The organism is Streptomyces sp. NPDC089424, assembly GCF_044749345.1.
Taxonomy (GTDB): domain Bacteria; phylum Actinomycetota; class Actinomycetes; order Streptomycetales; family Streptomycetaceae; genus Streptomyces.
In genome coordinates this window covers 423,811-443,672 of record NZ_JBIVHU010000003.1, presented here as the reverse complement: position 1 = coordinate 443,672, position 19,862 = coordinate 423,811, and the positions used below count along the sequence as shown (strand labels likewise).

The 19,862-nt window shown below is 72.7% G+C and carries 20 protein-coding genes and 1 riboswitch; of the genes, 15 read left to right on the top strand and 5 right to left on the bottom strand.

Annotated elements, in window-relative coordinates; genetic code table 11:
* Nucleotides 1-578 precede the first annotated feature (578 nt).
* Nucleotides 579-2,012 carry a hypothetical protein gene (locus tag ACIP2X_RS17000; RefSeq protein WP_401673314.1) on the bottom strand — a complete coding sequence of 478 codons (1,434 nt, stop codon included), beginning with the start codon at nucleotides 2,010-2,012 and terminating at the stop codon, nucleotides 579-581.
* A gap of 330 nt (nucleotides 2,013-2,342) precedes the next feature.
* Nucleotides 2,343-2,527: riboswitch (cobalamin riboswitch) on the top strand.
* A 33-nt stretch (nucleotides 2,528-2,560) separates the two neighbouring features.
* On the opposite strand from ACIP2X_RS17000, the gene ACIP2X_RS16995 reads away from it, so the two are divergent.
* Genes ACIP2X_RS16995 through ACIP2X_RS16980 form a run of 4 tightly spaced genes read left to right on the top strand, consistent with a single transcriptional unit; the run spans nucleotide 2,561 to nucleotide 5,233 of the window.
* Nucleotides 2,561-3,271, top strand: coding sequence for an energy-coupling factor ABC transporter permease (locus ACIP2X_RS16995; protein WP_401673312.1), 711 nt, complete (start codon nucleotides 2,561-2,563; stop codon nucleotides 3,269-3,271).
* A complete protein-coding gene (locus ACIP2X_RS16990; protein WP_401673309.1) occupies nucleotides 3,268-3,627 on the top strand; it encodes an energy-coupling factor ABC transporter substrate-binding protein in 360 nt (119 codons plus the stop codon). The genes ACIP2X_RS16995 and ACIP2X_RS16990 overlap by 4 nt, the downstream gene beginning before the upstream one ends.
* Nucleotides 3,628-3,632: 5 nt before the next feature.
* Entirely contained in the window at nucleotides 3,633-4,382 is a 750-nt protein-coding gene (gene cbiQ / locus ACIP2X_RS16985; protein WP_401673307.1) for a cobalt ECF transporter T component CbiQ, read from the top strand.
* Nucleotides 4,379-5,233 carry an ATP-binding cassette domain-containing protein gene (locus ACIP2X_RS16980; RefSeq protein ID WP_401673305.1) on the top strand — a complete coding sequence of 285 codons (855 nt, stop codon included), beginning with the start codon at nucleotides 4,379-4,381 and terminating at the stop codon, nucleotides 5,231-5,233. The genes cbiQ and ACIP2X_RS16980 overlap by 4 nt, the downstream gene beginning before the upstream one ends.
* A gap of 57 nt (nucleotides 5,234-5,290) precedes the next feature.
* Here ACIP2X_RS16980 and ACIP2X_RS16975 read toward each other — a convergent pair whose 3' ends face one another.
* A complete protein-coding gene (locus tag ACIP2X_RS16975; RefSeq protein WP_401673303.1) occupies nucleotides 5,291-5,413 on the bottom strand; it encodes a hypothetical protein in 123 nt (40 codons plus the stop codon).
* Nucleotides 5,414-5,511: 98 nt separating this feature from the next.
* Nucleotides 5,512-6,567: a Ku protein gene (locus tag ACIP2X_RS16970; RefSeq protein ID WP_401673300.1), complete on the bottom strand. Its 1,056-nt coding sequence runs from the start codon at nucleotides 6,565-6,567 to the stop codon at nucleotides 5,512-5,514.
* 107 nt (nucleotides 6,568-6,674) lie between these two features.
* Here ACIP2X_RS16970 and ligD point away from each other — a divergent pair, with 107 nt between their 5' ends.
* Nucleotides 6,675-7,556: a non-homologous end-joining DNA ligase gene (ligD, locus tag ACIP2X_RS16965; protein ID WP_401673298.1), complete on the top strand. Its 882-nt coding sequence runs from the start codon at nucleotides 6,675-6,677 to the stop codon at nucleotides 7,554-7,556.
* A 43-nt stretch (nucleotides 7,557-7,599) separates the two neighbouring features.
* Entirely contained in the window at nucleotides 7,600-8,925 is a 1,326-nt protein-coding gene (locus ACIP2X_RS16960) for a vanadium-dependent haloperoxidase (RefSeq protein ID WP_401673295.1), read from the top strand.
* A 6-nt stretch (nucleotides 8,926-8,931) separates the two neighbouring features.
* Here ACIP2X_RS16960 and ACIP2X_RS16955 read toward each other — a convergent pair whose 3' ends face one another.
* The gene (locus ACIP2X_RS16955) at nucleotides 8,932-9,738 is read right to left on the bottom strand and encodes a nuclease-related domain-containing protein (protein WP_401673292.1); all 807 of its coding nucleotides are present in this window, start codon (nucleotides 9,736-9,738) and stop codon (nucleotides 8,932-8,934) included.
* Nucleotides 9,739-9,849: 111 nt separating this feature from the next.
* Between ACIP2X_RS16955 and ACIP2X_RS16950 the strand changes: the two genes are divergently transcribed.
* The 6 genes from ACIP2X_RS16950 to ACIP2X_RS16925 all read left to right on the top strand — a co-directional run bounded on the left by ACIP2X_RS16950 (nucleotide 9,850) and on the right by ACIP2X_RS16925 (nucleotide 16,611).
* Complete coding sequence (locus ACIP2X_RS16950) at nucleotides 9,850-10,356, top strand: protein phosphatase (protein WP_401673290.1); 507 nt, start codon at nucleotides 9,850-9,852, stop codon at nucleotides 10,354-10,356.
* Between the two features lie 156 nt (nucleotides 10,357-10,512).
* Nucleotides 10,513-11,265, top strand: coding sequence for a hypothetical protein (locus ACIP2X_RS16945; RefSeq protein ID WP_401673287.1), 753 nt, complete (start codon nucleotides 10,513-10,515; stop codon nucleotides 11,263-11,265).
* Nucleotides 11,262-12,554 carry an ATP-binding protein gene (locus ACIP2X_RS16940; RefSeq protein WP_401673284.1) on the top strand — a complete coding sequence of 431 codons (1,293 nt, stop codon included), beginning with the start codon at nucleotides 11,262-11,264 and terminating at the stop codon, nucleotides 12,552-12,554. The genes ACIP2X_RS16945 and ACIP2X_RS16940 overlap by 4 nt, the downstream gene beginning before the upstream one ends.
* Nucleotides 12,555-12,630: 76 nt before the next feature.
* Nucleotides 12,631-13,692 (top strand): SH3 domain-containing protein, encoded by a 1,062-nt coding sequence (locus ACIP2X_RS16935; protein ID WP_401673282.1) that lies wholly within the window; start codon nucleotides 12,631-12,633, stop codon nucleotides 13,690-13,692.
* 43 nt (nucleotides 13,693-13,735) lie between these two features.
* Complete coding sequence (locus ACIP2X_RS16930) at nucleotides 13,736-15,100, top strand: FtsW/RodA/SpoVE family cell cycle protein (RefSeq protein WP_401673279.1); 1,365 nt, start codon at nucleotides 13,736-13,738, stop codon at nucleotides 15,098-15,100.
* On the top strand, nucleotides 15,097-16,611 hold the full coding sequence (locus ACIP2X_RS16925) for a peptidoglycan D,D-transpeptidase FtsI family protein (protein ID WP_401673276.1): 1,515 nt from the start codon (nucleotides 15,097-15,099) through the stop codon (nucleotides 16,609-16,611). Before ACIP2X_RS16930 ends, ACIP2X_RS16925 begins: the two co-directional genes overlap by 4 nt.
* On the opposite strand, the gene ACIP2X_RS16920 is transcribed toward ACIP2X_RS16925, so the two are convergent.
* Nucleotides 16,608-17,720, bottom strand: coding sequence for a ferritin-like domain-containing protein (locus tag ACIP2X_RS16920; RefSeq protein ID WP_401673274.1), 1,113 nt, complete (start codon nucleotides 17,718-17,720; stop codon nucleotides 16,608-16,610). The two genes, ACIP2X_RS16925 and ACIP2X_RS16920, sit on opposite strands and share 4 nt — an antisense overlap.
* Nucleotides 17,721-17,808: 88 nt before the next feature.
* Between ACIP2X_RS16920 and ACIP2X_RS16915 the strand changes: the two genes are divergently transcribed.
* The 3 genes from ACIP2X_RS16915 (at nucleotide 17,809) to ACIP2X_RS16905 (ending at nucleotide 19,830) form a co-directional block, all read left to right on the top strand.
* Entirely contained in the window at nucleotides 17,809-18,747 is a 939-nt protein-coding gene (locus ACIP2X_RS16915; RefSeq protein WP_401673272.1) for a diiron oxygenase, read from the top strand.
* 119 nt (nucleotides 18,748-18,866) lie between these two features.
* Complete coding sequence (locus ACIP2X_RS16910; RefSeq protein ID WP_401673269.1) at nucleotides 18,867-19,523, top strand: TetR/AcrR family transcriptional regulator; 657 nt, start codon at nucleotides 18,867-18,869, stop codon at nucleotides 19,521-19,523.
* Between the two features lie 10 nt (nucleotides 19,524-19,533).
* Nucleotides 19,534-19,830: a hypothetical protein gene (locus ACIP2X_RS16905; protein ID WP_401673267.1), complete on the top strand. Its 297-nt coding sequence runs from the start codon at nucleotides 19,534-19,536 to the stop codon at nucleotides 19,828-19,830.
* Nucleotides 19,831-19,862: the final 32 nt, after the last annotated feature.

The following is a 19,862-nucleotide window of genomic DNA, read 5'->3' as shown; positions in this document are numbered from 1 at the left end:
TTCGCTCCCTCGTGCTCGATGATCTTGGATCCCTGCGACGAACGGGCCTCTCAGTACACTCCGTCACCACTGTTGGACGTGGGGTGAGGAGTGAGGCGTGGGTCCGCTCCCGCAGCCTCGCCCAGCTCCTCGGGGACCGTGGCCGCCCGACTCCCGCGGAGGCCGGTTGGATCGGCGGTCGGATCGCCGGCGCGCTCGCGAAGTCGCACGGCGAAGGCGTGGTGCGCGGCGATGTGACCCCGAAAAACATCCTGCGACGGGCGGCATCCGCGGCAAGCCCCGCCGTCTCGCCCCCGAGGTGGCCCGCGGCCGGGCGGGGGACGAGAAGTCCGACGTCTTCTCCCTGGGCGCGAGCCTCTTCATGGCGATCGAAGGGCGCTCTCCCTACGGGGAGTTCGAGAACCTCATGGGCTACCTGGCCAAGGCGCAGGCGCTGTGCGGCACCGCCGAGTCGCTGTCGGGCGCGGCCGTGTCGGACCATCGCGAAGAGCCTGCCGACGTCGTCGCGAGGGTGAGGGTCAGCCGCGGCGGCGTGGGGGCGGACCCTCCCCGGGTCCGTCCTCCACGCCGTCGGCCGGTCAGCGGTTGGTCAGCGGCCTGAACGCGTTGCGCACGTCGGAACTGGAGTCGTTGACATACCGGTTCCGCGGTGGGTTGTCTTCGTCGCCCCAGGTCACGTACGACAGGACCGCGGGGCAGCTGGATCCGCTGATCTGGATCGTGCGCCGGGAGACGAGCTTGCCGGTGCGCACCTCGTAGACCCGTACCGGGATCGCGATCCGGTGGAAGGTCACGTACGTGATGGTGCCGGACCGCTGGCTCTGGTAAGGGCACGTCTGGACGGACGTCCCGAAGTCCTCCTCGCCCACGCAGACGACCGCCGCCGCGCGAGCGGCGTCGGTGGCCTTCCAGTTGCCGGGGAGCTGGTTGGTGTACTCGGTGTTGCCGAAGTACATCGCCCGGTTGGTGCCCTTGCCCATGGGCTTGGCGGCGCTGTACTTGGCCGGCCGGGAGCAGTACTCGGGTTGTTCGTCCTGCGTGCCGGTCAGCAGGGAGCGGACGTTGTCCAGCTCGATGGCCTGCGTGGCCTTGGTGACGCCGGTGCGGGCCCGGCTCTCCAGACCGTCGTCGGGATACTCGTCGAGCAGCTGCCGGTAGTGCGCCCTGGCGGCCTGCCAGTCGTCGCCCTGCATAAGGGTGTCACCGCAGGCGACGAGCGCGGCGGGCGCCACGCGGTCCGCGGTGGACGCGGACCGGTCGAGCTGGTCGCGGGTCGCCTCGCGGTCGCGGAGCCAGTCGGTGACGCCGACGGTCCCGCAGGGGTTGTCCGTGGGCAGTCCGTCGAGGAAGCCGTCGAGGACCGTGCCGACGGTCCGCTCGTTGCCGGGTTCGCGGAGCACCGAGGTGAGGATGCCGAAGCCCCGTTCCAGTGCCTCGGTGTCGTTGCCCAGGCCTCTGTCCAGCAGTACTTCGGCCGTTCCCAGGTTCCGGCAGTCCTCGACCACCTCGTCACCGCGGGCGCTGACCGGGGCGCCGGCCACGCGGTGCCCGGCCCACACCTCGTCCTGGGCGCGGAACACCGCGGCGCAGTCGCCCTTGTCGCGGGCCTCGGTGACGTCCTGTCCGATGCGCAGGGCGTCGTAGCGCAGGAGTCCCACCGCCAGCAGCACCGGCACGGTGACGCAGAGCGCGATCAGGCGCTGCCTACGGGACGCGACGCGCGGGACGCCGCGGCTCGCGAGGAACCATCCGTGGGCGCCGAGCGCGACCCACCACACCAGCGCGGCGATCTCGTAGCCCCACGCGGCGGTTGCGGCGAGCAGCGAGACGAGGACGACCGTGCCCAGCAGGGACAGTACGGCGAGTGCGCGGCGTCCGAGCAGCCAGTAGCCGACGCCGAGCAGGGAGGCGTTGCCGAGGGCGGCGGCCAGCGGGTCCTGGTGGTGGACGCGAGGCGGCTCGGGCGGCCGTGGCGGTGGTGCGAAGGGTGTGGTGTAGGTCGGTTCGTCCATCGTGCTCTCCCCCTGGTGCGAGTGGTTCCCCGTGCAGCCGTCGGTGCCGGAGTCACCGGGACCCCGCTTCCGGTGCCGGCGCCACCGGGCCCCCGGTTCGGCGTGCCCCCCGGCCGGCGAACTGCCTCTCAACTCACTTATTTCCCAATGCCGTTGCTGTCCAGCCGTCCGGCGCGCCCTTTATCGGGGCCGCCTCCGGGGAGCGGCCCCGAACCGGCCCCGAACCCGGCGCCGACCAGCGGCGCCGGCCCCGCGCGCCGCCTCGGCGCGCCGCGTGACCAGCGCCTTCGCGCCCCCGATGCGCCGCTTGTCACCACCCCCGCGGGCGCACTACTGTCACCACGCCTTGGTGAACGGGAAATCCGGTGCGATACCGGTGCGGCCCTCGCCACTGTGATCGGGAAGTCCGGCTCCGGCCCTCAGGGGCAGCCACTGGGTCCAAGTGACCCGGGAAGGCGGAGCGCGGGCGGTGTCACCCGTCAGCCAGGAGACCGGCCGAGGCACGTTGTACACCATCCACGAGGTGCTGGAGAGGGTCTGCTGAAGCCATGCACATAGCCGAGGGTTTTCTGCCTCCGGCGCACGCGATCGCCTGGGGTGCCGCGTCCGCGCCGTTCGTCGTCCACGGAGTCCGTTCCCTCACCCGTGAGGTCAGGGAACATCCCGAGAGCACCCTGCTGCTCGGCGCCTCGGGCGCCTTCACGTTCGTCCTGTCGGCCCTGAAACTGCCGTCCGTGACCGGAAGCTGCTCGCATCCCACCGGCACGGGACTGGGCGCCATCCTGTTCCGGCCGCCGGTCATGGCGGTGCTGGGCACCATCACCCTGTTGTTCCAGGCGCTGTTGCTGGCGCACGGCGGACTGACGACGCTCGGCGCCAACGTCTTCTCGATGGCGATCGTCGGCCCCTGGGCCGGGTACGGCGTCTACCGGTTGCTGCGGCGCTACGACGTGCCGCTGATGGTCGCCGTGTTCTTCGGCGCGTTCGTCGCCGACCTGTCCACGTACTGCGTCACCAGCGTCCAGCTGGCACTCGCCTTTCCCGACCCGAGCAGCGGATTCCTGGGCGCGCTCGGCAAGTTCGGCTCCATCTTCGCGGTCACGCAGATCCCGCTCGCGGTGAGCGAGGGGCTGCTGACGGTGCTGGTGATGCGGCTGCTCGTGCAGTCCAGCAAGGGGGAACTGACCCGGCTGGGCGTGCTGCTCACCCCCAAGGGGACCCGCGGCGCGAACGCCGACGCCGAGGCGGTGGCCCGGTGAAGCGCCATACGAGGACCAACCTCCTGCTGCTGCTCGCGGTCGTCGCCCTCGCGGTGCTTCCGCTGGTACTCGGCCTCGGCGACCACAAGGAGGAGCCGTTCACCGGCGCCGACGCCGAGGCGGAGACGGCGATCACCGAGCTGGACCCGGACTACGAGCCCTGGTTCGCCCCGCTGTACGAGCCGCCGTCCGGTGAGATCGAGTCGGGGCTGTTCGCCCTCCAGGCGGCGGTCGGCGCGGGCGCGCTCGCGTACTACTTCGGGGTCCGGCGGGGCCGTCGCCAGGGTGAGGCCCGGGCCAGGGAGCTGCAGGGCGCGGCGCGGGTGTCCGGGGCCGACGGGGCCGAAGGGGCCTGAGCCTCGTGCTGCCGATCGACGCGGCGGCGCACAGCAGTCGCTGGCGCCGCCGCCACCCCGTGGACAAGGCCGTGCTCGGGCTGGGCCTCACGGTGCTGGCGATCTCCCTGCCACCCTGGCCGGGAGCGGCACTGGTGCTGGTGACGGCGCTGGCCGTGCTGCTCGGGCCGGCGGGCGTGCCATGGCGGCGGCTGTGGCTCGCGTACCGCGTGCCGCTGGGCTTCTGCGTCACCGGCGCGCTGCCGTTGCTGGTGCGGGTCGGAGGGCCGGGCGGGTTCGTCGGTCTCGCCGACGGCGGCGCCGTCCGTGCCGGGGAGTTGCTGCTGCGGACCTCGGCGGCCTCACTCGGCGTGCTGCTGTTCGCGTTCACCACCCCGATGTCCGACCTGTTGCCCCGCCTGGTGCGGGCCGGCGTGCCCGCGCCCGTGGTGGACGTGGCGCTGGTGACGTACCGCATGAGCTTTCTGCTCCTCGACTCGGTGCGCCGGATCCGCGAGGCGCAGGCGGCGCGGCTCGGGCACACCACGCGCGCCGCCCAGTGGCGGTCGCTGGCCGGGCTGGGCGCCACGGCCTTCGTGCGCGCGTTCGACCGGGCGAGTCGCCTGCAGGCCGGGCTCGCCGGGCGCGGCTACGACGGCACCCTGCGCGTCCTGGTGCCCGAGGCCCGCGTCTCCGTGCCGTTCACCGTGGTGAGCATCGCGCTGCTCGGGGCGCTCGCCGCCCTCACCTTCGTACTCGAAAGGCCGCTGTCATGAGCGAGGCCGCACCCCTGGTCGCCCTGCGCGACGTGTCGTTCGCCTACGAGGACGGCCCGGCCGTGCTCACCGGCCTCGACTTCGAGGTGCGCGAGGGGCGCGCGCTGGCGCTGCTCGGCCGCAACGGCAGCGGCAAGACCACGCTGATGCGGCTGCTCAGCGGGGGACTCCGGCCGCGGGCCGGGGAGTTGACGGTGGACGGCGGCACGGTGTCGTACGACCGCAAGGGGCTGACCCGGTTGCGGACCACCGTCCAGCTGGTGGTGCAGGATCCGGACGACCAGCTCTTCGCCGCCTCGGTGGCGCAGGACGTCTCCTTCGGGCCGCTCAACCTGGGGCTCGCGGACTCCGAGGTGCGGGCGCGGGTGGCCCAGGCGCTGGCCGCGCTGGACATCGCCGCGCTGGCGGACCGGCCCACGCATCTGCTGTCGTACGGGCAGCGCAAGCGGACCGCGATCGCCGGGGCCGTCGCCATGCGGCCGCGGGTGCTGATCCTCGACGAGCCGACGGCCGGGCTCGATCCCGACGGCCAGGAACGGCTGCTCGCCACCCTGGACGGGTTGCGTGCGAGCGGTACGACGGTGGTGATGGCCACCCACGACGTCGACCTTGCGCTGCGCTGGGCCGACGACGCCGCCCTGCTCACCCCGTCCGGCGTCCGCACCGGCCCGGCACCCGAGAACCTGGCGCGCACCCACCTCCTTCGGGAGGCGGGCCTGCGCCTGCCGTGGGGTGTCGCGGCGGCGGAACTGCTGCGCGGCCAGGGGCTGCTGGCCGGTGCGGCGCCGGGCCCGCGCACGGCGGAGGAACTGGCGACGCTGGTGGCGACACAGCCGGGGCAGGCCGGGTAGGCACTGGGAGGGCAGAGCCCGGAAGGGGGGACGAAGTCGGCTCGCGGCCGGGGGCCGTCACTCAGCCGGGGCGTCGGTGTCCTTCTCGCGCCGCGCGAGCAGCGTCGTACCGGCGACCACGGCGCCGATCGCGCCGACCTTGGCCGCCTGATGGACGGCGTGGTCGCCGCCCGTGCCCATCCCGGCCCACCAGGCGTCTGCGGGGACGTCCTGGTCCCGCCTCCCGCCGGCGACCGGACTCCGTGACAGGGCTGTCGACTTCGAAGAGAGGACCCCGCTCACGCCGAACGCTTGCGCGCCGTCGTCTTCGCCGTCGTCTTCTTGGCCGTCGACTTCTTCGCCGCCGTCTTCGCGGTGCTCTTCGCCGTGCTCTTCGCCGTGCTCTTCGAGGCCGCCGCCTTCTTCGTCCCCTGGGCCGACTTGGACGCCGTCTTCTTGGCGGCCGCCTTCTTCGCCGTGGACTTCTTCCCGGTCGGCTCCTTGGGCGCGGTACGGCTGGACTTGCGCTGCGGCAGGGCGTGGACGTCGGCGTCCTCGGCCGGCGCCTCGCCGCGCGACTCCCGCGCCGCGCGGACGCTGCTCTCCAGCGCCGCCATCAGGTCGAGCACCTTGCCGCCCGCCGCGGGTTCCGGGGCCTCGGGGGGCGCCTCGCCGGCCGCCTTCGCGGCGATGACCTCTTCGACCGCCTCGCGGTACTCGTCGTGCAGGTCCTCCAGGTCGACCTCGCCGAGGGTGTCCATCAGGGCGTCCGCCAGGTCGAGCTCCTTGTCACGGACGGTGACACCGGTGTCGGGGGCGACGCCCTCGGGCGCGCGGACCTCGTCCGGCCACAGCAGCCCGTGCATCGCGATGGCGTCACCGACCACCCGCAGCATGCCGAGCCGCTCCCGGCCGCGCAGCGCGAACTTGGCGATGGCCACCTTGTTGCTCCGCTTGAGCGCCTCGCGCAGCAGCGTGTACGGCTTGGCCGCCGGGGCGCCGCTCGCCGCGAGGTAGTAGGCCGCGTCCATCTGGAGCGGGTCGATCCGGTCGCCCGGCACGAAGGCCACGATCTCGATCGTCTTGGCGGTGGGGAGCGGCAGATGGGCCAGGTCCTCGTCGGTGATCGGGATGATCGAGCCGTCCGCGTCCTCGTACCCCTTGCCGATCTCGGCGCCGCTGACCTCGCGGTCCTCCAGCTCGCAGAACTTGCGGTAGCGGATCCTGCCGCCGTCCTCGGTGTGGATCTGGCGGAACGAGATCGTGTGGCTCTCGGTGGCGTTCACCAGCTTGATCGGGATGCTGACCAGGCCGAATGAGATGGCGCCGTTCCAAATGGATCGCACATCCAGCACCTTTCTTGACCTGCACGGCCTTGGCGGCACCCAAGGCTTCCACGGCTTCCGCGGTGTATCAGCTGAGTTCGTATGATTCTCATGCTTTTCATGTGATTCTTCATCGTATGACGCCGATCACTGAGGTGGAGGGGCGACGGGTCGCGCTCAGCAATCTGGAGAAGGTGCTGCATCCGGCGACCGGCTTCACCAAGGGCGAGTTGCTGCACTACTACGCGACGAACGCCGACGTGCTGCTGCCCCATCTGCGGGACCGGCCGGTGTCCTTCCTGCGCTATCCGGACGGACCCGACGGGCAGGTGTTCTTCGCCAAGAACGTGCCCCCGGGTACCCCCGAGTGGGTCACCACCGCCGAGGTGCCCCGGTCGGAGGGGCCGGCCCGGATGGTGCTGGTGCAGGACCTGCCGAGCCTGATGTGGGCGGCGAACCTGGTCGCCGAGTTCCACACCCACCAATGGGTGATCTCCGCACCGGGCGTCGCCGACCGGCTCGTCCTCGACCTCGACCCGGGTCCGCCGGCCACCGTCGTGCAGGCCTGCGAGGTCGCCCTGTGGCTGCGGGAGCGGCTGGCGGCGGACGGGATCGAGGCGTACCCGAAGACGTCCGGCTCCAAGGGGCTGCATCTGCTCGCGGCGGTCCTGCCCACCCCCTCCGACCGGGTGACGGAGTACGCCAAGGAGCTCGCCGTCGAGGCGGAGCGCGCGATGCCCCGACTGGTCGTACACCGGATGACGCGGAGTCTGCGGCCCGGAAAGGTTTTCGTCGACTGGAGTCAGAACGCCGCGCGCAAGACCACGGCGACTCCTTACACCCTGCGAGCGCGGGCGACGCCGACCGTTTCGGCACCGGTGACCTGGGAGGAAGTCGAGGCGTGCCGAGACGTCGGCCAACTCACCTTCCTCGCCACCGACATCGCCCCGCGCGTGCAGGACTACGGCGATGTGCTGGCCCCGCTGCTCGACGAGGGGCGGGCCAGTCCACTGCCGTGAGCCACAGCGCCCCTCGACGGGCACCTCACAGCAAGGGACCAGCATGGAAACGACCCGCCCGACCCGTCCGACCCGCCCCACCGCCCTCCCCCGCCGCACCCACCGTCGCCGCACGCTCGTCGTGGGCCTGACCGCGCTCGCGCTGGGCGCCACGACGGCCACCACCGTCGCCGCCACGGACCGCGCCCCGGCCGCCGCCGCCAAGGCCCAGGTGCTCCTCGACTGGAACGCGGTCGCCGTCGCCACGGTCAGCGGCGACGCCAAGCGGTACGCGCCCGAGCAGAACGTCTGGCTCGGGTTCGTCTCGGCCGCCGTCTACAACGCGGTCGTGGGCATCGAGGGCCGGTACGCGCCGTACCAGTGGGACGGACGGGGTCCGGCCGGTGCCTCCGCCGAGGCGGCGGCCGCCGCCGCCGCGCACCGGGTGCTGCTGACCTACTTCCCGAAGTCCAGGGCCCGGCTCGACGCCGCCTACACCAAGTCGCTGAAGAACGTCCCCGACGGGCAGGCCGAGCAGCAGGGCGCCGCCTTCGGCCGGCGGGCCGCCGACCGTCTCGTCCAGCTGCGCGTGCAGGACGGACGGGGAGCGGCGGTTGCCTTCACCAAGTCGCCCGCGCCCGGCGTGTGGCGGCCCACCCCGCCCGACAACGCGTCCTTCCGCGTGCCGTGGCTGGCGAAGGTGAAGCCGATGGTGCTGGACTCCGCCGAGCGGTTCCGGCCGGGCGCTCCGCCCGCGACGGACACCCGCCGCTACGCCCGCGAGCTGGCCGAGGTACGGGTGCTGGGCGCGAAGAACAGCAAGGTCCGCACGGCCCGCCAGACGGAGACCGCGAAGTTCTTCACGGACGTGCTGCCGGTGCAGCTCCAGGCCGGCTACCGCGACCACGTCAAGCGGCACGGGCTGGACCTGGTGGACGCGGCGCGGCTGTTCGCGGCGGCCAACACGGCGGTCGCCGACGCGACGATCGCGGCGTGGGACGCCAAGTACACGCACGCCCAGTGGCGGCCGGTCACGGCGATCCGCCAGGCCGGCACGGACGGCAACCTGGCCACCGCCTCCGACCCGGCGTGGGAGCCGCTGCTGCGCACGCCCGCCCACCCGGACCACATCAGCGGCCACACCGCGGCCGACGGCGCCGCGATGGCCGTCCTGCACCGGCTGACCGGCGGGAACATCGACTTCCGGATCTCGTCCGCGGTGACCGGCACCACCCGCACGTACACGAAGGCGGCCGACTTCAACCGTGACGTGACCGGCGCGGGCATGTGGGGCGGCATCCAGTACCGGACCAGCGGCGAGGCGGGCACCCGGGTGGGCCAGGCGATCGGGAACTACGCGCTGGACCACCACTTCCGCCCGGTGCGCTGAGCGGGGTCACACCCTCGCCCAGGTGTTCCTGTCCCTGGCCATCGCGTGCAGGGCCTCGACGTCGGCCGGCTTGAGCACGCCGCCGAGGCGGGAGAGTCCGTCGAGGTCCGTGTCCCTGAGGACGCGGACCTCGCGGACCGGGCCGGGGACCGATACACGGGACGGGCCGACCAGGGCGAGGACCGGACGGACCTCGGCGGTCAGGGCGTAGGAGGCGCGGTCCGCCCCGGCGCGGACCCGGCGCAGCAGCGGCCGCCCCTCCCGCCTGCCGAGGGCCACCATCGGGTCGGCGACGAGGACGCGCTGCCTGCGCGCGTACAGGGCGTGCACGGCGAAGAGCCCACCGGGGCCGATCACCAGGTGGTGGACCCGGTCGCCGCCGGGCAGCGGCACGGAGTGCAGGGCGTGCCAGCCCGCGCCGTCCATGCGGTCCAGCGCCTCCCCCACCGCCTGCTCGGCCTCCAGCGCCCGGCGCCGGGGGTCGGCGCGCAGCCGGGGTCCCGGCGTGCCCGGGTCCCGGTCCAGGGCGACCAGGAGGGCCTCTCCGGGCCGGTTGGGAGCGAGGTCGTCGTCCGGGTGCAGGCTGAGCCGGGCCAGCTCAGCGGGGGTCGGGACCGGTGGCGGGCCGACCGTGACGGAGCCGGTGAGGAAGGGCCCCAGGGCCTCGAGCACGTCGTCCGCGCGGTCCTCGCCGAGCAGCACGACCCGGGCCGCCTCACGGTCGTACCAGGCGATGTTCCTGCCGTCCGTGAGGCAGACGTACAGTCGTTCGCGACCGTGCCGCCAGATCGGTACGACGCGCAGTCCGCTCATGCACATCACCCCACGACCATGGGAACAGGCGGGGTGCTCCAGGGGCAAGAACCCGGCTACCTTTGACAGCAGTTGGCACCGGCCCGTCCGTGCCAGGGCTGGGGAGGCGCGTTGCGTACCCGCGGGAAGCACCCCGACGTACCGGCTCCGGACAAGCCGTGGAACGAGATCGTGCCCGGTCTGTGGATGGGCGGGCACGAGTTCACGGGCCGTTCGGGGCAGGTGGAGGCCGCCGTCGTCCGGGACGAGTTCGATCTCGTCCAGACCCTGCTGCGGCTGCCCGGCCACGGCCCCGACCCGGACGTCCACCACCAGATCTGGCCGATTCCGGACGGCCCTCTCGACGGCACCCAGCTGGCCGGGGTGATCCGGCTGGCCGAGGCGGCGTGCGACGCGCTGGACCGGGGCCGGCGGGTGCTGGTCCGCTGCTACCACGGCTACAACCGCTCCGGCCTGGTCGTCGCGCACGCCCTGATGGCGCGGGGCCGCTCCGCCGAGTCGGCGATCCGGCTGATCCGCGCCCACCGCTCCCCGTGGGCGCTGCACAACGAGCTGTTCGTGGAGTATCTGCACACGGGACTGCCGACGGCGCGGTTCCTGGAGGAGCTCGCGGAGTAGTCCCGGAAGCGGAACGGTCCCGGACCGGGACGGAGCCCCGCCCATGAGTGGATTTCCGCACAGAAAGAACATCCGCAGAAATAAGCCGTACGCACGAATAATGTGCGCGCACGCTTAAGGTGTACGGGCCCGACCGCCCCGGACCACAGGAGCCCCGTGCCCCGCCGCACCACCCCGCCCGTCGCCCGCGTCCGCGTCCGGGCCGTCACCGCCGCCACCGCCCTCGCGCTGCTCGCGATCACCGCGACGGCCTGCGGTGACGCGGGCGAGCTGCGCGACGCGGGGCCCACGGCGACCGCGGACGGGCCGGCCCGGCTGTGGCCCGAGCTGCCGCCGGCGTCCAGCCCGGCCTTCGACATAGGCGAGGTGGACATCCAGACCGTCAAGGGCGTCCCGGTGCCCGACGACGACATCCGCAAGGTGGACCCGGTGGCGGTGGTGCGGGCGGAGATCGCCCGGAGCCCCGCCGACTACGAGGGCGCCAAGGCGCCGTACCGGGGCACGGACAGCCGGATGGCGCGGTGCGGCGCGCCGGCGGACGGGACCGGCACGGGCTGCCCGGTCCTGAAGCCGTACTACCGGGACCTGACCGGCGACGGACGGCCCGAGATGACGCTGGGCTTTCGGCTGCTGCCGGGCGAGATGACCGCCGTGCGCGTCTACACCGTCGAGAAGCACCGGCTCGTGCAGGTCATGGCGTACGACGACGCCCTGACCGGGATCGAGATCGCCGGGCAGTCGGTGATCCTGCGGGCCCCGTCCGAGGTCCGCGGGTACGAGTACCGGCTCCAGTGGAGCTGGGACACCGAGCAGGGCGCGATGCTGCTCACCCACGACGAGATGCTGCGCACGGGCAAGCGGCCGGCCCCGCCCCGCCCCTCGGGCTCGCCCTCCGCGAGCGCTCGATGAGGCCCGTGGTGCCGCGGTGGGCCGGCACCCTCGCCGTGAAGGCCGCCGTCTTCATCACGGTGATGTGCTGCGCCCTGGCCGCGCTGCTCGGTGTCCTGGTCCATGTCTCGGTGACCAACCAGACCGTCGGCCAGGCCCGCACCCTCGCGCTGGCCCGGCTCGCGGACGCGACGGAGGCCTACGAGGCCGGGGATCAGCTCCCGCCGGGCGCGGCGGTTGATCCCCGCGGCCTGCCCGCTCCGCTGCGCTCGCTCGCGGCGGCCGGGGAGCGCGGCACGATGGTCGCCGAGGACGACCGGCCCACGATGTGGGCGGCGGGTCCCGTCGACGGCGGCCGGGCCCTCGCGGTGGCCGTCGACCACTCCCAGCAGGCCCGCACCATCGAGGGCCTGGACCGGGCGATCGGCTGGTCGTCGGCGCTGGCGATCGGGGCGACCGTACTGGTGGGCGCGTTCGCGGTGTCCCGGGTGACCCGGCGCCTGCACGCCACGGCCCGGGTCGCCCGGCGGATCAGCGCGGGCGACCTGGACGCGCGCGTGCACGACCCGCGCACCCGGGACCGCACCCGCCCCCAGGACGAGGTGGCCTCGGTCGCCGCCGCGCTGGACTCCATGGCCACGTCGCTCCAGGGCAAGCTGCTCGCCGAGCAGCGGTTCACCGCGGACGTGGCGCACGAGCTGCGCACCCCGCTGACCGGCCTGCACGCGGCGGCCGAGCTGCTGCCGCCGGGACGCCCGACGGAGCTGGTCCGCGACCGGGTGGCCGCGCTGCGCACGCTCACCGAGGACCTGCTGGAGATCTCCCGGCTGGACACCGGGCGCGAGCGGCTGGACCTGGACACCGAGGAGTTGGGCGCGCTGGCACGGCGGGTGGTGCGGGCGTCCGGCACCGACACGGCGGTGCGGGTCGTGCGGGACACGCGGGTGGAGACGGACCGGAGGCGGCTGGAGCGGGTGCTGGGCAATCTCGTCGCCAACGCGCACAAGCACGGCCGGCCGCCGGTCGTGCTGACGGTGGACGGACCGGTGGTGACCGTGCGGGATCACGGTGCGGGCTATCCGGAGTACCTGGTGGCGCACGGGCCGCAGCGGTTTCGCACGGAGGGCGGGGCGAAGGGGCACGGCCTCGGACTGACCATCGCGCTGGGCCAGGCGGAGGTGCTGGGCGCCCGGCTGGAGTTCCGCCACGCGCCGGGCGGCGGTGCGGTGGCACGGCTGACACTGCCTCAGGCTCCGCCGCACCCGAGTACGGCGGACGAGGAGGCCCCCCTCCCCGATGGCGCACTGTGACGGGCGCCTCGCGAAGCACGCTCCTAATGTGGCGATTAGTCAGCTTCGCCCCGCCCTGTCACGGGAGGTTCTCCCCATGTCCCTGCGCTCTTCCCGCACCCGTCTCGCCATGACGGCAGCCGGAGGTGCCCTGGCCACCGCGCTGGCGGTCTCCCCGGCCGTCGCCGGTGGTATCTGGGGCGACGACTCCGCTCCCGGCCCCGGCAGGGGTACCGGCCCCGCGCCCGCACCCGCCCCCGGTGGCGAGCCGGGGACCGGCGCCGTCCCCGCCCCTGGTGGTGAGGCGGGCACCGGTGCCGCCGTGCCCGCCCCCGTCCCTGTCCCCGCCCCGGTCCCCGTGCCCGTCCCCGGCTTCGGTGTCGGAGGTTTCGGGCCGGGCTACGGTGTCGGAGGTTTCGGGCCGGGCTTCGGTTACCACGACTACGGCGGCCACGGCCGTGTCAACGTCTTCACCGGGAACGGCGGCGTCGACGTGTTCGCCGGCAACCGGGGCGGGTTCAACGGGAACGGCGGATTCAACGGCAACGGCAACGGAGTCGGCGGATACAACGGGAACGGCAACGGGGTCGGCGGGTTCAACGGCAACGACTGGTTCCGCAACGGCGGCAACGGCAATGTCGACGTCTACGCCGGCAACGGCAACGTCGACGTGTTCGCCGGCGGCGGCCGGGGCAACGACGGCCGGGACGGCTTCGGCGGGAACGGCAACGGCAACGGCAACGGCAAACAAAACGGCAACTCCGACAACGACTTCGACGACGACTTCGACGACGACTTCGATGACGACTTCGACGACGACGCGGAGGACTGGGACCTCGGCGGCGACGACGACTTCGACGACGGCGACTTCGACGACGGCATCGGCGGCGACGACGGCATCGGTGGCGACGACGGCGCCAACCAGGCGACCTATCGCGGTGTCGTCACCGCCGACAACCTGGCGGTGCGTTCCCGCCCCACCCTGAGCAGCCGGGTCATCGGCCGGGTCGACCGCGGCGACGTGGTGCGCATCTACTGCAAGGCGGCGGGCGACCGGGTGCGGAGCAACCCGCTCTGGTACCTCCTGAAGGGCCGCACCTGGGCCTGGGGACCCGCCCGCTACATCAACAACCAGGGGCCCGCGCCACGCTGGTGCTGACGCCGACAGCACGCGAGCCACACCATTTGGGTAGGTTCCGGACATGACGAAGGCCGCAACCGGAACCGCCGTGGCAGCGGACGCGCCCGCCCCTGACGTCCGTCTCCCCCGGCGCCGCGGCATCGAACTCACCCTCATCGTCGTGGCCGTCCTCCTCTCGGTGTACGGGTACTGCGTCACCGGCCTCGCCCGGACCGGTGCCGTCCCGCCCGGTGCCGCGGGCTACGGCGCGGGCCTCGGCGTCCTCGCCCTGCTCGCGCACCTCGCGGTCCGGGTGCGCGCCCCCTACGCCGATCCGCTGCTGCTGCCCATCGGCGTGCTGCTCAACGGCCTGGGCCTGGTGCTGATCTACCGGCTGGACCTGGAGACACCGGGTGACCGCGCGGCCCCGGCCCAGCTGGTCTGGTCGGCGCTGGGCGTCACCCTGTTCGCGTACGTCGTCGCCGCCCTGCGCGATCACCGGGTGCTCCAGCGCTACGCGTACGTGTGCGTCGCCGCCGCGCTGGTGCTGCTCACCCTGCCGATCTTCTTCCCGGCGGTGAACGGCGCGCGCATCTGGATCCGGATCGCCGGGTTCTCGATCCAGCCCGGCGAGTTCGCGAAGGTGCTGCTGGCCGTGTTCTTCGCCGCGTACCTGGCCGCGAACCGCAACGCCCTCGCCTACTCCGGCCGGCGCCTGTGGGGTCTGCAGATCCCCACCGGCCGCGTCCTCGGCCCGATCGTCGCCATCTGGCTGGTCAGCGTCGGCGTACTGGTCCTGGAACGCGACCTCGGCACCTCGCTGCTCTTCTTCGGCCTGTTCGTCGTCATGCTCTACGTCGCCACCGGCCGGACCGGCTGGATCGCCGTCGGCCTGCTGCTGGCGACGCTCGGCGCGGTCGCCGTCGGCCGCACCGAACCGCATGTGGCCGCACGGATCCAGGACTGGCTGCACCCGTTCGCCTCCATCGAGGCGGGCCAGGGCCCCAACCAGCTCGCCCAGTCGCTGTTCGCCTTCGCGGCGGGCGGCATCCTCGGCACCGGCCTGGGCCTCGGCCACTCCTTCCTGATCGGCTTCGCCACCAAGTCGGACTTCATCCTGGCGACGGCGGGCGAGGAACTGGGCCTGGCCGGCCTCTCCGCGATCTTCCTGCTGTACGGCCTGCTGGTCGAGCGCGGCTACCGGGCGGGCCTCGCCCAGCGCGACCCGTTCGGCCGGCTGCTCGCGGTGGGCCTCGCCTCGATCGTGGCGCTCCAGGTGTTCGTCATCGCGGGCGGAGTGACCGGACTGATCCCGTTGACCGGCATGGCGATGCCGTTCCTCGCCCAGGGCGGCTCCTCGGTGGTCACCAACTGGGCGATCGTGGCCCTGCTGATCCGGGTGAGCCATTCGGCCCGCCGCGGTTACGACGGGCAGGTCGCCCCGTGACCCGGCACATCCGCCTCGCCGCCGCCTTCTGCGCCCTGCTGCTGGTCGCCCTCCTGGTCAACGCGGCCCGCATCCAGGTCTTCCAGGCGGGCCAGTACGACGCCAACACGGCCAACCGCCGCCACGAGATCAGCCGTTACGGCCAGCCGCGCGGCGACATCCTGGTCGGCGGCCGCCCGGTCACCGGCTCCAAGGACACCGGCGAGCCGCTCCGCTACGAACGCACCTACCAGCAGGGGCCGTTGTACGCCCCCGTCACCGGCTTCGCCTCGCAGGTGTACGGCACCACCTTCCTGGAGCACGCGGAGGACGGCACCCTCTCCGGGAGCGACCCGGTGCTCTCGCCGTTCCCCCTGTGGAACGACTTCACCCGCGCGCGGGGCGTCGGCGGCGACGTCGTCACCACCCTCGACGCGGCGGCCCAGCGGGCGGCGTTTGAGGGGCTGGGCAACCGCAAGGGCGCGGTCGCGGCGATCGAGCCGGCCACGGGCCGGATCCTGGCGCTGGTGTCCACCCCCTCGTACGATCCGGCGGCGCTGTCCGGGAACGGGCCCGCGGTCGCCCGGTCCTGGCTGGGGCTGAACGAGGACCCGGACAAGCCGATGCTGAACCGCGCGGTACGGCAGACCTATCCGCCGGGTTCGACGTTCAAGGTGGTCACCGCGGCGGCGGCGCTGGACGCCGGGGTGATCAAGGATCTCGACAAGCGGACCCGGTCGCCCGACCCGTACACCCTGCCCGGCACCCTGACGACCCTGCGCAACGAGGGCGGCCGCTGCGCCGACGCCTCGCTGCGCAAGGCCTTCGAGTGGTCCTGCAACACGGTCTTCGCCAAGCTGGGCGTGGACGTCGGGGTGACGCGCATGGCGGCGACGGCCCAGGCGTTCGGCTTCAACGACACCGATCTGCGCATTCCCTACTCGGTGGCGCCGAGCACGTTCGACACCACGGTGGACAGGGCGCAGCTGGCCCTGTCGTCGATCGGGCAGTACAACACGCGGGCCACGCCCCTGCAGATGGCGATGGTCTCGGCGGCGGTCGCCAATGGCGGCCAGGTGCGCGAGCCGTACCTGGTGGAGCGGACCACGACCGGACGCGGCGCCACCATCTCCTCGGTCGGCACCCGCCCGCTCCGTCAGGTCATGTTCCCCTCGACCGCGGCACGGATGCGGGAGCTGATGCGCGACGTGGTGGAGCGCGGCACCGGCAAGAACGCCGCGATCGCGGGCGCGACGGTAGGCGGCAAGACCGGCACCGCGCAGCACGGCGTCGACAACTCCGGCACTCCCTACGCCTGGTTCGTCTCGTGGGCGCAGGGCGATGGGGACCTGGAGCCGAAGGTCGCGGTCGCGGTCGTGGTGGAGGACGCGGCCGCGCACCGCCGTGACATCACCGGGGGCGGCATGGCGGCCCCGATCGCCCGGGCGGTGATGCAGGCGGTGCTCGGCCCCCGACCGGCACCGACCGGCCGCGCCCGGCCCGAACGGCCCGACCGCCCCGACCGGCCCTAGGAGTCCTGTTCGGCTCCTGAATCGATCGCCTCCGTCACCTCGGCCACCCGTTCCCGTTCCTCGGCCGCGAACCGCCGTGCGTCGAGCTCCTCGGCGATCTCCTCGTCCTGGGCCATCAGCAGATCGAGGTTGGAGTCACCCATCTCGAAGACGCCCATGTCGACATAGGCCTGCTGGAGGCGCTCGCCCCACAGGCCGATGTCCTTCACGCACGGCACGATCCGGCTGAACAGCAGCTTGCGGAACAGGGCGAGGAACTCGGAGCGTTCGCTGTACTCCTCCGCCTCGGCCCGCGAGATGCCGAAGTTCTCCAGCACCTCCACGCCGCGCAGCCGGTCCCGCATCAGATGACAGCCCTCGATCACGAACTCCTCGCGCTCGCGCAGTTCGGCGTCGGAGAGCTGCTTGTAGTAGTCCCGCAGGGCCATCCGCCCGAAGGCCACGTGCCGGGCCTCGTCCTGCATCACGTAGGCGAGGATCTGCTGGGGCAGCGGCTTGTCGGTGGTGTCGCGGATCATCCCGAAGGCGGCGAGGGCGAGGCCCTCGATGAGCACCTGCATCCCCAGGTAGGGCATGTCCCAGCGGCTGTCGCGCAGGGTGTCGCCGAGCAGGGACTGGAGGTTGTCGTTGATCGGGTAGAGCATCCCGATCTTCTCCTGGAGGAAGCGCGCGTAGATCTCCGCGTGCCGGGCCTCGTCCATGGTCTGGGTCGCCGAGTAGAACTTGGCGTCCAGGTCGGGCACGGACTCGACGATGCGGGCCGCGCAGATCATCGCGCCCTGCTCGCCGTGCAGGAACTGGCTGAACTGCCAGGAGGAGTAGTGCCGGCGCAGCTCGCCCTTGTCCCGTTCGGAGAGCTTCGCCCAGTGTCTGGTGCCGTACAGGGAGAGGGCCTCGTCGGGGGTGCCGAGGGGGTCGTACGGGTCGACCTCCAGGTCCCAGTCGATCCGTCTCTGCCCGTCCCACTGCTTGTCCTTGCCCTTCTGGTAGAGGGCCAGCAGGCGGTCGCGTCCGTCGTCGTACTCCCAGTTGAACCGGGCCTTCCCGGTCGCGGGGACCGGCCAGTTCGGCTCGCCGGGGTCCATGGCGTACAGGTCGAAGGTCGACATGTTCGCAGGCTCACACGTAGTAGACCCGCGGTCAACAAGTGGCGCGCAAGGGATTGACGGGCTTGCTGACGCGCAGTCTCATAAGGGCATGACGACCCTCACCGATGCCGAAGCCCTGGACGGGCTGCGCGACGCGCTGGGCCTGCTCAAGGATCGCGAGCAGGTGGCCGAGCGACTGCTCGACTCCTCCGCCAAGCACTCCTTCGACCCGGACAAGGAACTGGACTGGGACGCCCCCTTCGAGGAGGGCAAGTGGTTCTGGCCGCCGGAGCTGGTGTCGCTGTACGACACACCGATGTGGCGGCGGATGAGCGAGGAGCAGCGGATCCTGCTCTCCCAGCACGAGGCGGCGGCGCTGGCGTCGCTGGGCATCTGGTTCGAGCTCATCCTGATGCAGCTGCTGGTGCGGCACATCTACGACAAGGCGGCGACGAGCGCGCACGTGCGCTACGCGCTGACCGAGATCGAGGACGAGTGCCGGCACTCGAAGATGTTCGCCCGGCTGATAGCCCGCGGCGAGACGCCCTGGTACCCCGTGAGCCGGGCCCACCAGCACCTCGGGCGCCTGTTCAAGACCATCTCGACCACGCCCGGTTCCTTCACCGCCACCCTGCTCGGCGAGGAGGTGCTCGACTGGATGCAGCGGCTGACCTTCCCCGACGAGCGCGTGCAGACGCTGGTCCGCGGGGTCACGCGCATCCACGTCGTGGAGGAGGCCCGGCACGTGCGGTACGCCCGGGAGGAACTGCGGCGCCAGATGGTCACCGCGCCGAAGTGGTCCCAGGAGTTCACGCGGGTCACCTCCGGCGAATTCGCCCGGGTCTTCTCGGTGGCCTTCGTCAACCCCGAGGTCTACACCAACGTCGGCCTGGACCGGCGCGAGGCGCTCGCCCAGGTGAAGGAGAGCGGCCACCGGCGGGAGGTCATGCAGACCGGCGCGAAGCGCCTGACGGACTTCCTGGACGACATCGGCGTGCTGCGGGGAGTGGGGCGGCGGCTGTGGAAGTCGTCGGGCCTGCTGGCGTAGGAACGGCCCGGCGTACGGGTGCGGGTGGTACGGGGCCGGTCGCGGGGTTCCCCGTGCCCCCCGGCGCCGGTGTGCCGGCCAGAGGGTGCGACCGCACCCGGCCGACTACCCTGCCCGGTATGACCCCCGCCGCGCCCACCCCCGCCTACCGCCGCCTCAGCGTCGAGGAACGCCGCAGCCAACTGCTGGACGCCGCACTCACCCTCTTCGCCCACCGGGCCCCCGAGGACGTCTCCCTCGACGACGTGGCGGAGGCGGCCGGGGTTTCCCGCCCCTTGGTGTACCGGTACTTCCCGGGCGGCAAGCAGCAGTTGTACGAGGCCGCCCTGCGCTCCGCCGCCGAGGAACTGGAGCTTTGCTTCGACGAGCCGCACGAGGGGCCCCTGCTGCCCCGGCTGTCCCGCGCCCTGGACCGCTATCTCGCGTTCGTCGACCAGCACGACGCCGGCTTCAGCGCTCTGCTCCAGGGCGGCAGCGTGGTCGAGACCTCGCGGACCACCGCCATCGTGGACGGTGTGCGGCGGGCCGCCGCCGTGCACATCCTGCGCCACCTCGGCGTCACGGACCCGGGGCCCCGGCTGCGGATGACCGTCCGGATGTGGATCACCGCGGTCGAGGCGGCCTCCCTCATCTGGCTGGACGAGGACAAGCAGCCACCCCTCGACGAACTGCGGGACTGGCTGGTGGACCAGTTCGTCGCCGTCCTGTCCGTCACCGCCACCCGCGATCCGCGCACCGCGGCGGTCGTGGCCGCGCTGGCCTCGGCGGATGACTGAGACTGGTGTCGTGAAGAGCGAAGAGACCCCCTTCGAGGGCGGGCCGATGGACGGCCGGACGCTGCCCGTGCTGCTCGGCATCACCGGGCACCCGCCGAAGACGTACCGCATCCCGGTCCCGGACCCGGGCGGCGGTGCGGCCACCGTCCTCGTGTACCGGCGCGAGCCCCGTGGCCAGGGCCGCTTCACCCGGCGCTGGAAGTACGTCCACGACCCCGCCGGCGACCGGGGCAGGGGCCGGGCCAGGTGGCCGTGGCACAAGCCAGACGCCACGCCGGAAGGCAAGCCGGACGACGCGAACGGGTGACCTCCTTAGGCCATCCCGCAGACCTTCGGCGC